The 17612-nt window shown below is 39.6% G+C and carries 15 protein-coding genes; 7 read left to right on the forward strand and 8 right to left on the reverse strand.

Annotation, left to right across the window (positions count from 1 at the left end):
* Positions 1-85: 85 nt before the first annotated feature.
* Positions 86-2911 carry an excinuclease ABC subunit UvrA gene (gene uvrA / locus H8796_RS20105; RefSeq protein ID WP_117937222.1) on the reverse strand — a complete coding sequence of 942 codons (2826 nt, stop codon included), beginning with the start codon at positions 2909-2911 and terminating at the stop codon, positions 86-88.
* Positions 2912-3069: 158 nt separating this feature from the next.
* Between uvrA and H8796_RS20110 the strand changes: the two genes are divergently transcribed.
* Both H8796_RS20110 and H8796_RS20115 read left to right on the forward strand, forming a co-directional pair.
* The gene (locus tag H8796_RS20110) at positions 3070-4836 is read left to right on the forward strand and encodes a LysM peptidoglycan-binding domain-containing protein (protein ID WP_117937172.1); all 1767 of its coding nucleotides are present in this window, start codon (positions 3070-3072) and stop codon (positions 4834-4836) included.
* A gap of 7 nt (positions 4837-4843) precedes the next feature.
* Positions 4844-5578 (forward strand): porin family protein, encoded by a 735-nt coding sequence (locus H8796_RS20115; RefSeq protein WP_117937220.1) that lies wholly within the window; start codon positions 4844-4846, stop codon positions 5576-5578.
* Positions 5579-5710: 132 nt separating this feature from the next.
* On the opposite strand, the gene H8796_RS20120 is transcribed toward H8796_RS20115, so the two are convergent.
* The 5 genes from H8796_RS20120 to H8796_RS20140 form a co-directional block, all read right to left on the reverse strand.
* Positions 5711-6154, reverse strand: coding sequence for a DUF4293 domain-containing protein (locus tag H8796_RS20120; RefSeq protein WP_004299988.1), 444 nt, complete (start codon positions 6152-6154; stop codon positions 5711-5713).
* A gap of 108 nt (positions 6155-6262) precedes the next feature.
* Positions 6263-6598 (reverse strand): DNA-directed RNA polymerase subunit omega, encoded by a 336-nt coding sequence (locus H8796_RS20125; protein WP_004299989.1) that lies wholly within the window; start codon positions 6596-6598, stop codon positions 6263-6265.
* A 14-nt stretch (positions 6599-6612) separates the two neighbouring features.
* Positions 6613-7416 carry an outer membrane protein assembly factor BamD gene (locus tag H8796_RS20130; protein ID WP_004299990.1) on the reverse strand — a complete coding sequence of 268 codons (804 nt, stop codon included), beginning with the start codon at positions 7414-7416 and terminating at the stop codon, positions 6613-6615.
* 330 nt (positions 7417-7746) lie between these two features.
* Positions 7747-8172 carry an amino acid-binding protein gene (locus H8796_RS20135; RefSeq protein WP_004299992.1) on the reverse strand — a complete coding sequence of 142 codons (426 nt, stop codon included), beginning with the start codon at positions 8170-8172 and terminating at the stop codon, positions 7747-7749.
* 130 nt (positions 8173-8302) lie between these two features.
* On the reverse strand, positions 8303-9601 hold the full coding sequence (locus tag H8796_RS20140; RefSeq protein ID WP_117937170.1) for a phenylacetate--CoA ligase family protein: 1299 nt from the start codon (positions 9599-9601) through the stop codon (positions 8303-8305).
* Between the two features lie 135 nt (positions 9602-9736).
* On the opposite strand from H8796_RS20140, the gene uvrB reads away from it, so the two are divergent.
* Positions 9737-11767 (forward strand): excinuclease ABC subunit UvrB, encoded by a 2031-nt coding sequence (gene uvrB / locus H8796_RS20145; RefSeq protein WP_004303633.1) that lies wholly within the window; start codon positions 9737-9739, stop codon positions 11765-11767.
* Between the two features lie 399 nt (positions 11768-12166).
* Here uvrB and H8796_RS20150 read toward each other — a convergent pair whose 3' ends face one another.
* On the reverse strand, positions 12167-12871 hold the full coding sequence (locus H8796_RS20150; RefSeq protein WP_004303634.1) for an SGNH/GDSL hydrolase family protein: 705 nt from the start codon (positions 12869-12871) through the stop codon (positions 12167-12169).
* Positions 12872-13813: 942 nt separating this feature from the next.
* Here H8796_RS20150 and H8796_RS20155 point away from each other — a divergent pair.
* The 4 genes from H8796_RS20155 to H8796_RS20170 all read left to right on the forward strand — a co-directional run bounded on the left by H8796_RS20155 (position 13814) and on the right by H8796_RS20170 (position 16313).
* Positions 13814-14458 carry a vancomycin high temperature exclusion protein gene (locus tag H8796_RS20155; RefSeq protein WP_117938049.1) on the forward strand — a complete coding sequence of 215 codons (645 nt, stop codon included), beginning with the start codon at positions 13814-13816 and terminating at the stop codon, positions 14456-14458.
* A gap of 42 nt (positions 14459-14500) precedes the next feature.
* Positions 14501-15133 carry a hypothetical protein gene (locus H8796_RS20160; RefSeq protein WP_004309265.1) on the forward strand — a complete coding sequence of 211 codons (633 nt, stop codon included), beginning with the start codon at positions 14501-14503 and terminating at the stop codon, positions 15131-15133.
* Between the two features lie 3 nt (positions 15134-15136).
* Positions 15137-15613 (forward strand): hypothetical protein, encoded by a 477-nt coding sequence (locus H8796_RS20165; protein WP_004303639.1) that lies wholly within the window; start codon positions 15137-15139, stop codon positions 15611-15613.
* A gap of 271 nt (positions 15614-15884) precedes the next feature.
* The gene (locus H8796_RS20170) at positions 15885-16313 is read left to right on the forward strand and encodes an Hsp20/alpha crystallin family protein (protein ID WP_117938047.1); all 429 of its coding nucleotides are present in this window, start codon (positions 15885-15887) and stop codon (positions 16311-16313) included.
* A gap of 165 nt (positions 16314-16478) precedes the next feature.
* Here the strand turns inward: H8796_RS20170 and H8796_RS20175 are convergent, their stop codons facing one another.
* On the reverse strand, positions 16479-17594 hold the full coding sequence (locus tag H8796_RS20175; RefSeq protein WP_117938046.1) for an ABC transporter permease: 1116 nt from the start codon (positions 17592-17594) through the stop codon (positions 16479-16481).
* Positions 17595-17612: the final 18 nt, after the last annotated feature.

The following is a 17612-nucleotide window of genomic DNA, read 5'->3' on the forward strand; positions in this document are numbered from 1 at the left end:
TCTATATCTGATAAATAAAGAATATGATATGATAAGTGCCAACTCATCGAAGATTGTCCGATAAGTTGGCACTCTATGATTTAAATTAGAGACCCAACTCTTCGCGAAGGAACTTAGGTGTATATCCTTTAGGGCTCTTCGCAACTTCTTCCGGTGTTCCGTAACTAAGGAGTTCTCCCCCGCCCTTACCACCTTCAGGGCCCATATCGATAATATAATCCGCCATTTTAATCACATCCAGATTGTGCTCGATGACGATAACAGTATTACCTTTATCTACAAGCTTATTCAATACTCCCATCAATACACGGATATCTTCAAAATGAAGTCCGGTAGTCGGTTCGTCAAGGATATAAAGAGTTTTGCCCGTATCTCTTTTCGATAGCTCCGTTGCCAATTTCACACGCTGGCTTTCTCCGCCGGAAAGAGTGGTAGAAGATTGTCCCAGTTTTATATATCCAAGTCCGACATCCTGCAAGACTTTAATCTTATTCAAGATTTGCGGCACATTTTCAAAGAATTCCACAGCACGGTTGATCGTCATGTCAAGTACATCGGCAATTGATTTTCCCTTGAAACGTACTTCCAGTGTTTCCCGGTTATAACGTTTACCGTGACAAACCTCACAAGGCACATATACATCAGGAAGAAAATTCATTTCAATCGTCTTATAACCATTTCCCGTACATGCTTCACAACGCCCACCTGCAACATTAAAGGAGAAACGTCCCGGTTTATAACCACGAATCTTAGCTTCCGGCAGACCCACAAACAGGTTACGGATATCAGAAAACACACCGGTATAAGTCGCAGGATTGGAGCGTGGCGTACGTCCCAAAGGTGATTGATCCACATCTACTACCTTATCTATATTTTCCAACCCTTCAATCGAATCATATTCCAAAGGATCTTGTAAAGAACGATAGAATTTCTGTGAAAGAATCGGCTGCAAAGTTTCATTAATCAAGGTGGATTTTCCACTTCCTGATACACCAGTTACGCAAATCAGTTTACCCAACGGAAATTCAACATCTACATTCTTCAGGTTATTCCCCTTCGCTCCTTTCAGCCATATAGATTTCCCATTTCCTTTTCTACGCTTGGCAGGGATTTCTATCTTCATCTTGCCATTCAGATATTGCGAAGTCATTGTATCTGTATTCAGCATCTCCTGCGGGGTTCCGGCGAAAACGACTTCGCCTCCGAGACGTCCGGCTTTCGGACCCATATCGATGACATAGTCGGCAGCTAACATCATATCCTTATCATGTTCCACTACAATCACGGAGTTCCCCATGTCGCGGAGTTCTTTCAACGAGTTGATAAGACGCAGATTATCACGCTGATGCAGACCGATACTCGGCTCGTCGAGAATATAAAGTACATTCACTAATTGCGAACCAATCTGTGTAGCCAAGCGGATACGCTGACTCTCACCACCGGAAAGACTAACAGAGCTACGATTCAATGCCAGATAATCCAGACCCACGTCCAGCAAGAACTTCAAACGTGTGCGAATCTCTTTCAGAATCTCCACCGATATTTTCTTCTGCTTATCGGACAGGAACTCATCCACCTTCATCAACCAGTCGTATAACTCGTTGATATCCATATTCGCCAACTCATTGATATTCTTATCATGGATACGAAAATGCAAAGCTTCTTTATTCAAACGAGCCCCTTTACATTCGGGACAAACCGTTGTTTTGGCAAATTGTTCCGCCCATTTCTGTGCTATTGCAGAAGCATCCTTTTCCTGTAACATCTGAATATACTTCACCACTCCTTCGTAAGTAACAAAGTAATCGGAGGAAGTACCGATCAGCGAACTCTTGATTTTAATCCGTTCATCAGAACCGTACAAAACTTCATCAATCGCATCGTCCGGCAACTCCTTTATCGGAGTTTTCAGTGTTGCGTCGTACTTCTCGAGCAAAGCACCAATTTGCCAGAAAATCATCGCATTCTTATATTTTCCCAAAGGTGCTATCGCTCCTTCATAAATAGAAAGTTCACGATCGGGAATCACTTTATCCACATCAATCTGATTGACTACTCCCAATCCCTTACACTTCGGACATGCTCCTTGCGGTGAATTGAATGAGAAGTTATGCGGAGCCGGTTCACGATAAGACAATCCGGTGACAGGACACATGAGCCGCTTACTATAATGACGGATACTTTCAGATTGAGCATCCAGAATCATCATCAACCCATCTCCCTGGCGCATAGCGGTTGCCACACTCTGTTTCAAGCGCCGGTCATCTTTCTCCGCTACCACTAATTTATCAATAACCACTTCTACATCGTGATTTTTATAGCGGTCGAGTTTCATGCCATGCGTGATTTCACGCACTTCTCCGTCCACCCGCACATACAGGTATCCTTTTTTACGTATTTGTTCGAAAAGTTCCCTGTAATGTCCCTTACGTGAACGAACTAGCGGAGCCAGCAGATATATTTTCTTTCCTTTATAATCTTTCAGAATCAAGTCCAGAATCTGCTCTTCGGTATATTTCACCATCTCCTCACCCGACAGATACGAATAAGCCACTCCCGCACGGGCATACAGCAAACGGAGATAATCATATATCTCCGTAGTCGTTCCTACGGTAGAACGGGGATTTTTATTCGTTGTTTTCTGTTCAATGGAGATAACCGGACTCAAACCAGTTATCTTATCGACATCCGGACGTTCCAGATTGCCCAAGAAGTTACGGGCATACGCTGAAAAAGTTTCGATATAACGACGCTGTCCTTCGGCAAAAATCGTATCGAAGGCTAAAGAAGATTTTCCACTACCGCTCAATCCGGTGATAACAGTCAAACTGTTACGGGGAATTTCGGCATCAATATCCTTTAAATTGTGCACGCGCGCACCGTACACATTAATATATTCTGTTTCCTGCATATTCATATCCTTCCATAAATGTTGCAAAATTAATGTTTCCGCCCGAAATATGCTCCTAAAAAAGCACAATATTATTTTCTTAACTCAAATCTTATGAAGATATAGGGCATTATTTGTACCTTTGTTCCTTGATTTCAAGAACCAATAGTTATAATTTGATGAAACCGATAAACCGTATATTCTTATTTTTGCTTTTTATAAGCGTTTCATATGCTATCAGTTATGCACAAGAAAACCAATCATATTTCTTGCATACCATCGAAAAAGGACAAAGTTTATACTCCATCTCCAAGATGTATAATGTCACTACATCAGACATCATACGTCTGAATCCGGGCTGTGACGAAAAGATCTATGCCGGACAGACAATCAAAATTCCTACGGGAAAAGAGAGTCAGAAGGGAGAAACATTCCATACGATTCAGGCCGGAGAAACACTATACAAACTGACAACCATGTATAATGTATCCGCCAAAGATATTTGTGAAGCAAACCCCGGTTTGAGTGCCGAAAATTTCCGTATCGGACAGGTTATCCTGATTCCACAGAAAAAAGAAGAGCAAACTGCTACTGCAACTCAAACGCCTACCGAACAGACCACCATTCAAGGTCCTGTTGTTCCGAAATGCAAGGATATGCATAAGGTAAAACGCAAAGAGACTATTTTTAGCGTGAGCCGTGAATATGGAATCAGCGAGCAGGAGTTAATTGCAGCTAACCCGGAACTGAAAAAAGGCATGAAAAAGGGACAATTCCTTTGCATCCCTTACCCGGCAGCAACGACCGTGCAACCTACACAGAAGGAAGATCCTTACGCTATTCCTCCCAGCAATAGCGAGCTTTTCCGCAAAAGTAAAGAGACTCCCCAAAAGCTGTCTACCATTAAAGCAGCCTTATTGTTGCCTTTCCAGGAAGACAAACGCATGGTGGAATACTACGAAGGTTTCCTGATGGCAGTAGACAGTCTGAAACGTACAGGTATTTCTCTTGATTTATATGTATATGATTGTGGAAAAGAGGTTTCTACATTAAATACGATTCTTGCCAAGAACGAGATGAAAAGTATGAATATCATCTTCGGTCCGATGCATCAGAATCAAATAAAGCCATTGTCCGACTTCGCAGAGAAGAACGACATACGCCTGGTGATTCCTTTCTCTCAAAAAGGAGAAGAGGTATTCAACAACCCGGCTGTTTATCAGATCAATACGCCTCAATCCTACTTATATTCAGAGGTTTATGAACACTTCACCCGTCAATTTCCCAATGCAAACGTTATCTTCATAGAACCGGCGAGCGTTGATAAGGAGAAAGCGGAATTTATCAGCGGCTTGAAACAAGAGTTGAAAAGCAAAGGCATCTCTATGAAAACTGTTGGCGAAAGCGCAACGAAAGAAACGTTGAAAGCAGCGCTCCGCAGTGATAAAGAAAACATCTTTATTCCGACATCAGGCAACAACGTCTTACTGATTAAAACACTTCCTCAACTGACGCTGTTAGTCAGAGAGAATCCTGCAGAGAATATTCATCTGTTCGGCTATCCGGAATGGCAGACCTATACCAGAGATCATCTGGAAAACTTCTTTGAGTTGGATGTATATTTCTATTCTTCATTCTATACGAATACGTTGTTCCCGGCAGCTGTGCAGTTTACCAATGCTTACCATAAATGGTATAGCAAAGATTTGGCAAGCAAATACCCTAATTACGCAATGCTGGGTTTTGACACCGGTTTCTTCTTCCTGAAAGGATTATCGCTTTATGGCTCGGAACTGGAAAACAATCTGCCTAAAATGAACCTGACTCCTATCCAGACAGGATTCAAATTCGAGCGCGTAAACAACTGGGGAGGATTTATTAATAAAAAGGTGTTCTTCATACGTTTCACTAAGAATTTTGAATTAGTAAAACTTGACTTCGAATAATACGAAAATGATAAAGATAAAACCATTTTTGATCGCAACACTCCTACTTACAGGATTTACCATTCCTGCTGTCGCTCAAATCGGAGAAGCACGAAGCAATTTATCGGTAGGTATCAATGGAGGTGTCAATTTAAACAGTGCTTCTTTTACTCCCACCATCAAGCAAAATAGCCTGATGGGAATTACCGGAGGTTTGACAGCACGTTATATATCCGAGAAGTATTTTGCCATGATTTGTGGCGCACAGGTCGAGTTGAATGTCTCACAACGGGGCTGGGACCAATTATTTGAAACAATATCACTGGACGCCAACGGATATGAAGTCACTTCAAAGGACCCTACTAAAACTTACACTCGCAAAATGACTTATATAGATATTCCTTTCCTCGCTCACCTTGCTTTCGGACGAGACAGAGGATTGCAATTCTTTGTCCATGCAGGTCCTCAAATCAGCTTTCTAATCAGTGAATCGGAAACAATAAAAGGTATTGATATGAATAGCTTATCTGATACACAGAAAGCCCTGTACGGAGTTAAGATTCAAAATAAGTTTGACTATGGTATTGCCGGTGGCGGTGGTGTAGAACTTAGAACAAAGAAAGCTGGTAGCTTCATCGTTGAAGGCCGTTATTACTTTGCCCTGTCTGATTTCTACAGCACTACTAAGAAAGATTATTTCGCCCGTGCAGCGCATGGAACCATTACCATAAAGCTCACATATTTATTTGATTTGAAGAAATAACCCCTCTTTCAAGGAGGAAGAGATTAAAACCTCTTATTTATAAACAAAATCCCATTCATAACGAACTAAAAAATCCCCACTAACTCTAAACGGATTAGCGGGGATTTCTATTTCTGGGGACTTTAGTCCTTTTTATCGCAATCTATCCGCAGCTTTTACCATCACCTCATCCCGTCCGATAGCACGGATAGCCAGTATATTCAGGATGATGGAAACAAGCGGCAAACACAATGCCCAGCCTATACGGAACATATTTTCATCATTCTTCAATGCAAAATAAAAAGCAAGGGCAGCAATGTAATAACCTACTAATAATAAGCTATTGAAAATTGTCATGCGAATCTGCAACATACGGTTCTTATATAAAAAGATAGTTGCCACAGCCACGATGGTGCTAACCATCAGAATTCCGAACAAGCCCCATGTAGACTGAATAGCACCGTTTACTTCCAATCCTAATGCCTTAAAAGGATGTTCTCCCATTGCATCAATGAAGTAGCCCATCGGCAAACACATGGCTGTAATCAGCAATCCTACAACAATCAATAAATAAACAGTTTGAATTCGTTGAATCATAAGTATTCTAAATAGTAGTTGAGTTAAACAATAATAGCCAAGCAATAAGGAGCAGGGATCATCATCCCACTTACTACTTGACTATCAAATTCTTCGTCAGAAAATAAATTACTGAAGTTTTTCTTTCTCCTTAGCCGGATTTCTATAATATATTTTCCCTTCGATGTATTCTTGCGTAGCAATCAAGTCCGGTTTCGGCAATTTCTCATAATAACGAGAAATTTCGATTTGCTCTCTATTTTCAAACACTTCTTCCAAATTGTCATTGTAAGAAGCAAACTCTGCCAGTTTCTTAGAAAGATCGTTTTTGATTTCTACACTGATCTGATTAGCACGCTTACCAATAATGGCAACTGTTTCATAAACATTACCTGTATCAGCACAGAGTTCCATCATGTCACGGGTTACTGTTGTAGCAGGAGCATTCGTTTTTTTGTAGTCCATAAATCTATTTAAATTTAGTCTTTAATTACTTTTTGTGATTCATTGAATATCTTCTCGGCTTCTTTCAAATATTTACTTTCAGGAAATTCATTCTTAAAAGCGTAATATTCATCAATCGTTTCGCGGTAACGATCCATCTTCTTGTCTTCAACGCTATAGATAGCCATTTCGTGTCTTGCACGCAGAACCAAAATGGAAAGTTCTTCACGATAATCAGTATAAGGATAATCCTTCAATGCATTTTGAGCTGTGATTACACAAGACTCATAGTTATTGCCTAAATAATTACCCAGATTATAATATAACCTTGCTGAATAAAGCTCTTTCAAAACCAGTTTATCCTGTAAAGCAAAAATCATATCCTGTGCTTCCTGCTTCTTTGTGCTGTTCGGGAAATACTCCATGAACATCTGCAATTGCTGGATAGCCTGATAAGTACTTGACTGATCCAAACGTGGTTCCGGAGTATCCAGAAATAAAGCCTTACCTGCATGGAAACGTGCCAATTCGGTAAAAGTACCACGAGGATATGTATTGAAATAGGTAATAAATGTCTGGGCTGCTGTCTGATAATCTTTCTGATTATAGTAGCTCATTCCCAACATATACAAAGATTCTTCCGCTTTATCGGTTCCTTTCAGAATGGTTATCAACTCATTCAGCAACGTAGCTGAACGATTATACTGTCCCTTCGCAAAATAGTTTTTGGCGGCTTCGTACTTGTATTCGTAATCGGTGCTTTTCAGCAATTTATTATACTCCCCACATGATGTAAGAGTAGCCGCTGCAAGCAAAGTTATAATGATATTTTTCTTCATCCTATTTAAAAATAATGCGCAAAGTTACTTATTCGCTGGGAATTTAGCAATTAATCTGTGTTTTTTAATACATAAAAGGCGTTAAACATCGACAAAAGGAGAGAAAATGACGTCGAATTACAAACGACAAACTATAAACAGCAGATTATAAACGAATCACAATAGTGACGGTATGTGTTCGGGATAGTGACGGTATCGTTGGCATATACCGTCGCTATCTTCACCGGATAGCGTCACTATATTTATAGTAAAAACGGTAAGCAATTGCGTTGTCCTTGAATTGGATAACACAACTGTTTACCGTTCATTATTCATTGCTCACTGTTATATTTACAGCTTATACAAGTCACTTGCAGCCAATAGATCGACTTTCTTTTCTTTCAATACCTCGATACACTTATCCAGGTTGCTGGGGCGAATCACTACGTTTGCAATATGATTATTGGCAAACGAATACATATATTCAATAAATACGCCCTCTTCTGATAAATATCCCAGCACTTTTGCCAAAGCACCTGGTATATTGGGACAGCTTATACCTACTACATCAGTCACATTCACTGCAAAATGATTATCTTTTAAAGCTTTGTATGCTCTATCCGGATCGGATACAATTCCACGCAAAATACCAAAATCAGCATTTTCGGCAATGCACAAGGCAGAAAGATTGATATTTTCTTTCGCCAGCACTTCAGTCACTTCCGTCAAACGGCCTGACTTATTTTCCAAAAAAATAGAAAGTTGTTTTGCTACCATATTTATTAAAGTATTAAGTAATAAGTATTAAGTATTAGGTAACAAGCATTAGGTATTAGGTAACAAGTATTACCGTAGTTCCAAGATCACCCGCATGGTCAATACTTAATACTTAATACCTAATACTTATTTACATTTTTCTGTTATCAATTACACGTTTCGCTTTACCTACGCTGCGTTCAATGCTGCGAGGCTCTACCAGTTTCACGTTGACTCCCAGTCCGAGTACGCTTTGCAAACGTCCTCCCAGTTTCTTCTTCAAAGCCAGCATTTTGTTGATCTCATCCGAATAGAATTCCGGACGTACTTCAACCTGGAGTTCCATTGTATCGGTATTGTTTTCACGACCTACTATCAACAAATAATGCGGTTCAAACTCTTCCATTTCAAGAATGACTGATTCAATCTGCGTCGGGAATACATTCACACCGCGGATAATCAACATATCATCACTACGTCCCAAAATACGATCCATACGTACCAATGTACGGCCACAGGAACATTTATCATGATGCAAGGCCGTCAAATCACGCGTACGGTAACGAAGCAACGGCATACCCTCTTTGGTTAAATGAGTAAATACCAGTTCGCCCGTTTGACCGGATTCCACCGGTTGCAATGTATTCGGGTCGATGATTTCCGGGAAGTAATGGTCTTCATTCAAGTGAGTCCCGTGCTGACATTCGCACTCGTACCCGACACCCGGTCCGGCAATCTCACTCAATCCATAAATATCGTATGCTTTGATTCCCAGCTTTTCTTCTATCTCATGACGCATATTTTCCGTCCAGGGTTCTGCACCGAAAGCACCGACTTTCAGTTGGAATTCTTCACGCGGCAAACCGGAATCTTTGATTGCATCTGCCAGATAAAGCGCATAGGAAGGAGTACAACAAAGCACTGTCGATCCGAAATCATGCATCAAGGTTATCTGTTTTTCCGTGTTACCACTGGACATCGGAATAACAGAAGCACCGATATTTTCGGCTCCTGCATGTGCTCCCAATCCGCCCGTGAACAGTCCGTATCCATAAGATACCTGAAAAATATCAGAACGCCCCGCTCCATAAGCGGTAAAAGCACGCGATATACATTCCGCCCATGTAGACAAGTCCTTACGGGTATATCCGACAACCGTCGGTTTTCCGGTTGTTCCGGAAGAAGCATGAATACGTACAATTTGGCTCATCGGCACGGCACAAAGTCCGAACGGATAATTATCTCTTAAATCATGTTTCGTGGTAAACGGCAGTTTTACAATATCATCAATACTATTGATGTTATCGGGAGTAATCCCCATTTCCTGCATCTTCTTTCGATAGAAAGGCGTGTTGTGATAAACGTAATCTACAATTTTCTTGAGTCGTATGCTTTGAATCTTGCGAAGACTTTCGCGGTCCATACACTCAATGCTCTCATTCCAAATCATGTGTTTCTGGTATTACTAGTTGTATGAATCTGTTTTTTGATATTAATATGTTGCAAAGTAAAGGATTTATTTGGAAAAATGATTTGTTATCTCGATTATTTTACCGAATATTGCTCCACTTTTTAGGATTTAACTATGAATTATGAACTAACATCAGCTTATAAACCTACCGGAGATCAGCCGGAAGCTATAGCACAACTTACTGAAGGGGTCCTTCAGGGAGTTCCCGCACAGACTTTATTGGGAGTGACCGGGTCGGGAAAAACATTTACCATTGCCAATGTGATCGCCAATATCAATAAACCCACCTTGATTTTGAGCCATAACAAAACACTGGCTGCCCAGCTCTACAGTGAGTTTAAAGGTTTTTTCCCAAACAATGCGGTAGAATATTACGTTTCTTACTATGATTATTACCAGCCGGAAGCTTATCTGCCGAACAGTGATACATATATAGAGAAAGATCTCGCCATCAATGACGAAATCGACAAGCTCCGGCTCTCTGCCACTTCCGCCCTACTCTCCGGAAGAAAAGACGTGGTAGTGGTTTCTTCCGTATCTTGTATCTACGGTATGGGAAATCCTTCGGACTTCTACAAAAATGTCATCGAAATAGAACGGGGACGGATGATGGACCGCAATGTGTTTCTACGTCGTTTGGTAGACAGTTTGTATGTCCGCAATGATATCGACTTGAACCGTGGCAATTTCCGAGTCAAGGGCGACACGGTGGATATTTATCTGGCTTATACCGACAACCTGCTCCGCGTCACCTTCTGGGGGGATGAAATTGACGGTATCGAAGAGGTAGACCCTATCACAGGAGTCACTATCGCACCATTTGACGCCTATAAGATTTATCCGGCCAACCTGTTCATGACTACCAAAGAGGCTACTCTCCGTGCTATTCATGAAATAGAGGATGATTTGACCAAGCAAGTAGCTTTCTTCGAATCTATCGGCAAGGAATACGAGGCCAAACGATTGTATGAGCGAGTAACTTACGATATGGAAATGATTCGGGAATTGGGACATTGTTCCGGAATTGAGAATTATTCCCGTTATTTCGACGGCCGTGCTGCCGGTACCCGCCCCTATTGTTTGCTCGATTTCTTTCCGGATGATTTCCTGATCGTTATCGACGAAAGCCACGTAAGCGTACCCCAAATCCGTGCAATGTACGGAGGAGACCGTGCGCGAAAAATCAATCTTGTGGAATATGGTTTTCGATTGCCTGCCGCTATGGACAACCGTCCGTTGAAATTTGAAGAGTTTCAGGAGATGGCAAAACAAGTAATCTACGTCAGTGCTACACCGGCGGATTATGAATTGATTCAGTCGGAAGGAATCGTCGTGGAACAGGTGATTCGTCCTACCGGTCTGCTCGATCCTATCATCGAAGTGCGTCCGAGTCTCAATCAGATTGACGATTTAATGGAAGAAATCCAGCTCCGTATTGAAAAGGAAGAACGCGTACTCGTCACTACACTAACCAAACGAATGGCAGAAGAACTGGCAGAATATCTTCTTAATAATAATGTGAGATGTACCTATATCCATAGTGATGTCGACACACTGGAACGTGTGAAGATTATGGATGATCTCCGTCAAGGAGTTTATGACGTACTTATCGGGGTCAACCTGCTTCGTGAGGGTCTCGACCTTCCGGAAGTGTCTCTCGTCGCTATTCTCGATGCAGACAAAGAAGGATTCCTCCGCTCCCACCGTTCGTTGACACAAACTGCGGGACGTGCCGCGCGTAATGTGAACGGTAAGGTAATCATGTATGCTGATAAGATGACGGATAGTATGAAACTGACGATTGATGAAACGAACCGTCGCCGCGAAAAGCAGCTGGCATACAATGAGGCAAACGGAATTACCCCGCAACAGATTAAAAAGGCCAGAAACTTGTCTGTATTCGGTAATGCAAAAGAGGCAGATGAGCTGTTGAAAGAAAGACATGCTTATGTAGAACCTTCTACTCCGAATATCGCAGCAGATCCGATAGTGCAGTATATGAGTAAAGCGCAGATGGAAAAGAGTATCGAGCGTACCCGCAAACTGATGCAGGAAGCAGCCAAGAAACTTGAATTTATCGAAGCCGCACAATATCGTGACGAATTATTGAAACTGGAGGACTTGATGAAAGAGAAATGGGGATAAAATTTCCCCTTTGTTCACTTATTATAGCCTGATTGCTAAGGGCTGAAACTCTTAACAAACCTGTAACTTCGCATTTAGTCTATTAATTAGTGTTATAAAAACACCAATTAAGGGCTGATAATTTGCAAAGTTACCGGAATCCCGTATCTTTGCACTGTGTTTTTCATAGTATTAGATTTAAGGTTAACAAAGGTTGGAGCAAGGCGTTGCTCCTTTTTTTATGTCTATACGTCATCTTCAATGAAAAATATAAAATTGAAAAGACATAATGTACCACTCTCTAAAGCATAAATTAAGGAGGATTGCAGATATAGACTGATCGTTCATTACGACTGAATCTATTCATGCAATCCTCCCATTTCTTATAGTTGGATTATTCCTACTTCAAGCGATGATAAATCAAAGAGCCTTCTCTATGGCATTTTTAATCAACGGTTCCATAATATCATACCCTTCGCTCGTTGGGTGAACTCCATCTTTAGTATATTGAGGATTCAAGGCCTGATTTTCGTCAACCACCATTGCCTTGTAATAATTAACAAACGGAATTTTATTTGCTCTTGCATAAGCCTCTATCCGGTCATTTAAAGATTTAATTTTCTGCGGAACATCTTTTATTTCCATTCTCCACTTAAATGCAGCAGCAGGCAATACGGAAGTCAAAATTACTTTTATTTTATTTGCTTTTGCCAGTTCCGCCATAGAAACGATGTTTCCGAATGTATAATCTTCATTATACGCTTGTGTATTTTCAGCGACATCATTTGTTCCGGCATTAATCACCACTAAAGCAGGAGAAAGATTAATCACATCTTCCCGGAACCGTAACAAGAATTGATAGGAAGTCTGCCCACTGATTCCACGGCCAATGTAACCATTTGATTTGAAAAAATCCGGATGAGTCCTTACCCATCCTTCCGTAATGGAATTTCCCATAAAAATAACCCGTTTGTCTTTCTTTGTCGCTTGTGGAAGTGCAGCATTTTCTTTTGAATAACGACGTAGATTAGCAAAATCATTTTTCTGCGCATAGCTTTCTCCTATCGAGAAACTCAAGCAAACAACAGCCAATAATATCCATTGGCCCCATCTTCTTTTATCCATGTTTATATTAAGTATTAGTAATATTATATTTCATGCAAAGATAAAAAGAAAAGCGATGCACCATACTTTGTAAGGCCATTTTTTGTGCATTTCCATGCCATAATGTGCTGATAAATGTCAAACACGAGAGATTTTTTCTGCATATTTGTTATTGTTTTCAGGTTTCCAGCAAAAATACGCCATACGCTAGGAGCTTCTAAATTCATCGGTTCTTTTCAGTTGGTTTCGGTTCTAAATAGTCATATACGTTCGCATATTAATAACCTGTCTTTGGGGAAGCAAAAGTTAGAGGCTTCATTTGCCTGAAACGAAGCCTCTGAATGTATCAAACAGAGGCTCTGCCGCATGGGTTTAGAGCCTCCATTTAGGGAATAAAAAGCGCCTTTTTGCCGAACGCATAGTGGAACACTCTCCAAAGGCAGATAACTCACTATATGACAACTGGTTACGCCTTCCTAAAAAGCCCCCTTGAACACTTACCGGTATTATTATAAATATATAAATAATAAACTATATATATTAAAATGTATAGTTCGATTTTTCTATTTTTGAATCTTTATAACGCAAATCGCATGTGCTAAAATTTATTTGTAGCTTTGCTTTTTTCGAATAAATTCAGCTATTAAATCAGTTCATAGTAATTATTAAAAAAGTTGATGAAGAAAGAAAAATGGAAGCATACGCATTTATCTGTCGTCCAAAATATCGAATAACCGTTAAGGCGAAGGTACTTTTTCTTAATCTATGTTATATAACATGCGTTTTTTCTTGGATTATTTGCTAATTTCACAACAGTCCGTATCTTTGCATTGTGTTTTTCATAGTATTAGATTTAAGGTTAACAAAGGTTGGAGCAAGGCGTTGCTCCTTTTTTTATGTCTATATGCTTGATTTCCTAAAAAAGAATGGTATTTTTGTAAAGTCACAATTATTATCCGAAACATGAAACGCAAACTACTTTATACCACTCTAATAATAGCTATTCTGTGTGTAATCAGCATACTTGTATGTAACAGGACGATCAAGAAACACACAGTCTCCAAACTATATACGGAAGTAAATACTATCCCCTCCAACAATGTAGGATTACTTCTCGGAACTTCTCCCAAGTTGAAAAGTGGAAATAACAATTTATATTTCGATTATCGAATTCTTGCAACAGTAGAGTTATATAAAGCCGGAAAAATTAAATATATCCTCATCAGCGGCGATAACCGTAAAGAGGATTACAATGAACCGGAAGAAATGAAGAAAGCACTCATACAAAAAGGTATTCCTGAAAAATCCATTTATTTAGATTATGCCGGATTCCGGACTCTCGACTCTGTTGTACGTGCCAAAGAAGTGTTTGGACAAAATCGTCTGACCATCATCTCCCAACGTTTCCATAACGAACGAGCGATCTATCTTGCAGAGAAAAATGGAATAGACGCCATCGGGTACAACGCCCCAAATGTAAATGCTTATGCCGGACTGAAAACTAACATCCGGGAATTACTTGCAAGAGTCAAAATGTTTATAGATTTAGGTATAGATAAACAACCTCATTTCTTGGGGGAGAAAATCATTATTGGAAACAATAAATGACTAAATACAAAATGCCATGAATAAACACAAAAGATAAAACCTATGAGACATCAACAAAATAAGAAAAAAACAGCCTGGAAGAAAAGTCGCACCTTTGGTGACATTAAAGGAGGAAGAATGCGAATCAAATTAAAGGATAATATAGTGAAAAGAGAACACTCTTTATTAAAACCAACTGAATTTGATAAATGCCCCATTTATATAATGGAAAATCCGTCCAGGGATTTCTATTTTCCAATAACAATAGACCATATTGAAAGTGTATTGAATCAATTACCCGAAAAAGATGTATCATGTATAACACACATATGGCTACGCAAGCCTAATTCTAAAGTAAATTGCCAAAGTTATTTTACTACGGGTAGTGGAGTATATGCCATCATACTGTATCCATTTCCCAAAAACAACAAAATATCCATAGGAAAGAGCAAACCCAGTCACAAACTACTAACATGGTATAAAGGCTATGCATCTGAACCTGTAAAAGAACGAGATAACTGGTATATTGAATTCACAGAAGAAAATGCAAGAAGATATTATCTTGAACGTTTATTAATGCATGAAATCGGACATTGTGTCAATGTATGGTTAGTTTATAATAAAGCAGCAAACTACAAATCAGAAAATAGTGCAGATAATTATGCTTTGAATAATAAACTTGAAATAACTTATTAAATTATGGAACAACAAATTCAACTCAACGATCACAATAAGCAGGAATACCCTCCTATGCATACAGCAGAGCATTTACTCAATGCAACCATGGTGAAAACCTTTGGCTGCCCACGTTCTCGCAATGCCCACATCGAAAGAAAAAAAAGCAAATGTGACTATATACTTTCGTCATGTCCGACAGCGGAACAAATCCAGTCTATTGAAGATAGAGTGAACGAGGTAATCAGTCAGAACCTACCTGTGACTGTTGAGTTTATGACTCATGAACAGGCCAAAGATATTGTAGATTTAAGTAAGCTACCTGCCGATGCAAGCGAAACTCTTCGCATTGTCCGCATTGGAGATTATGATGCCTGCGCCTGCATCGGATTGCATGTATCCCATACTTCTGAAGTGGGTACCTTCAAAATCATTAGTTATGATTATGACGAAGAAAGGCAAACACTAAGAATAAGGTTCAAACTGATCGAGAAGAAGTAAACAGGTTATCAAATTAATATCTATCTTATATAAAATAAATAAAAACAGGATACATTTTGTCATTTATATTGCAAAAATGACATTATAAAAATGACAAATAGACAATTTTAGTCTCTAAAATCTCTTGGCATAAGGTTTGCATTTATAGAAGCGAACAACGGTTCGAGAGCGGACGATGGAAGGCGGGATAACCGATACCATCGGAAGTGAAAATGCCGAAGTTCTAAATTTATTAATTGAATGTTTAACTTAAAGATAGGAGACTAAAATTATGATGCCTGTTAGAAGAACTCAAAGTTGGTTACCAAGTATCTTTAATGATTTCTTTGATAACGATTGGATGGTAAAAGCAAATGCTACTGCACCTGCAATTAATGTTTTGGAAACAGAAAAAGAATACAAAGTGGAATTGGCTGCTCCGGGTATGACGAAGGATGATTTCAATGTTCGCATTGATGAAGATAACAACCTCGTTATCAGCATGGAGAAGAAGACTGAAAACAAGGAGGAAAGAAAAGACGGTCGCTATCTGCGTCGCGAATTCTCATACTCTAAGTTCCAGCAAACAATGATTCTACCAGATAATGTAGATAAAGAGAAAATTGCTGCATCCGTAGAACATGGTGTTCTAAATATCGAACTTCCGAAACTCTCTGAAGAAGAAGTAAAGAAGCCAAATAGACAAATCGAAATAAAGTAATACAGTAACCGCTTATTATTCACCGGAAATGGTGATGAAAAGTAATAAAAACAAAGGTGTTTCAAAACCTTTATAATAAAGAATAACCCTCACGCAGGCATCTGTTGTGAGGGTTATTACGTTAAAAAGAGAGTTTCGACACATCTCCATTTTTTTATGCCAGTATTAATTATTCTTCCGGTAACTAATCACAGCCCAACTATTAAACACAACAGCAAAAAGCAGTAATATTCCGAACTGTGGCAGTAAATCAAAGAAACCGCTTCCCTTTAGATATACCATTCGCATCACTTCCATGAAGTATCTCAAGGGGTTGAGCCTGGTAATCATTTGTGCCCACTCCGGCATACTGCTAATAGGAGTAAACAATCCACTCATCAATATCAAAACCAACAAACAAAACCACATGACAAATGTAGATTGCTGCATAGTTTCCGAATAATTGGAAACAACAAGCCCGAAGCCGGACATTACTAGAACAAAAAGAATTGCAAAAAAGTAAATCAACAGAAAATGCCCGACAGGCACTATGCCGTAAAGCAGCCATGCTAATATGAAACACAAAGTGAGCACCACAAAACCAATCAGCCAGTAAGGTAAAAGCTTTGCTAGAATAAAGATAAATTTCGAAACAGGAGTTACATTTATTTGTTCAATCGTCCCTATTTCTTTTTCACTAACGATATTTATCGCAGGCAAGAAACCACAAATCAAAGTCAGCAACATAACCATTAATGCAGGAACCATATAAAGCTTATAGTTCAGATTCGGATTAAACAGACCTTGTGTATCCAGGTGTATGGAAGGAAAAACACCGGAAGCAGCACCCACTTCAGGGTGTTCCGAACGTAATTCGGTGGCGTAATTATTAACGATAGAAGATAAGTAAGAACTACCAAGTCCTCCTTTCGTTCCATTCACTGCATTGGCTGCTATCAGTATATGAGAATCCTTTCCATTCATCCAGTCCCGTTCCATGTTTCTCGGAATTTCCATCACAATATCTGCTGTTCCGACTTCAATATTCCGAAGCCCTTCATCATACGAAGCCGGCACTTCTACTAAACGGAAATAAGTGGAAGCAGCTATCTTATTTACCAGACGCTGTGAAATAGCCGAATGATCATTATCCACAATATTCAACTGTATATTCTTGATTTCCAAATTCACAGCCCAAGGCATTAACAGCATAATCATGCACGGAAAAACAAGAATCAATTTCGGCATAAACGAATTGCGAAGCAACTGTTTAAACTCTTTTTCTATCAGGAACTTTATCATAAATAATTATTCAATTTA

Origin of the sequence: Bacteroides sp. M10 (assembly GCF_014334015.1) — a bacterium.
Taxonomy (GTDB): Bacteria; Bacteroidota; Bacteroidia; order Bacteroidales; family Bacteroidaceae; genus Bacteroides; species Bacteroides intestinigallinarum.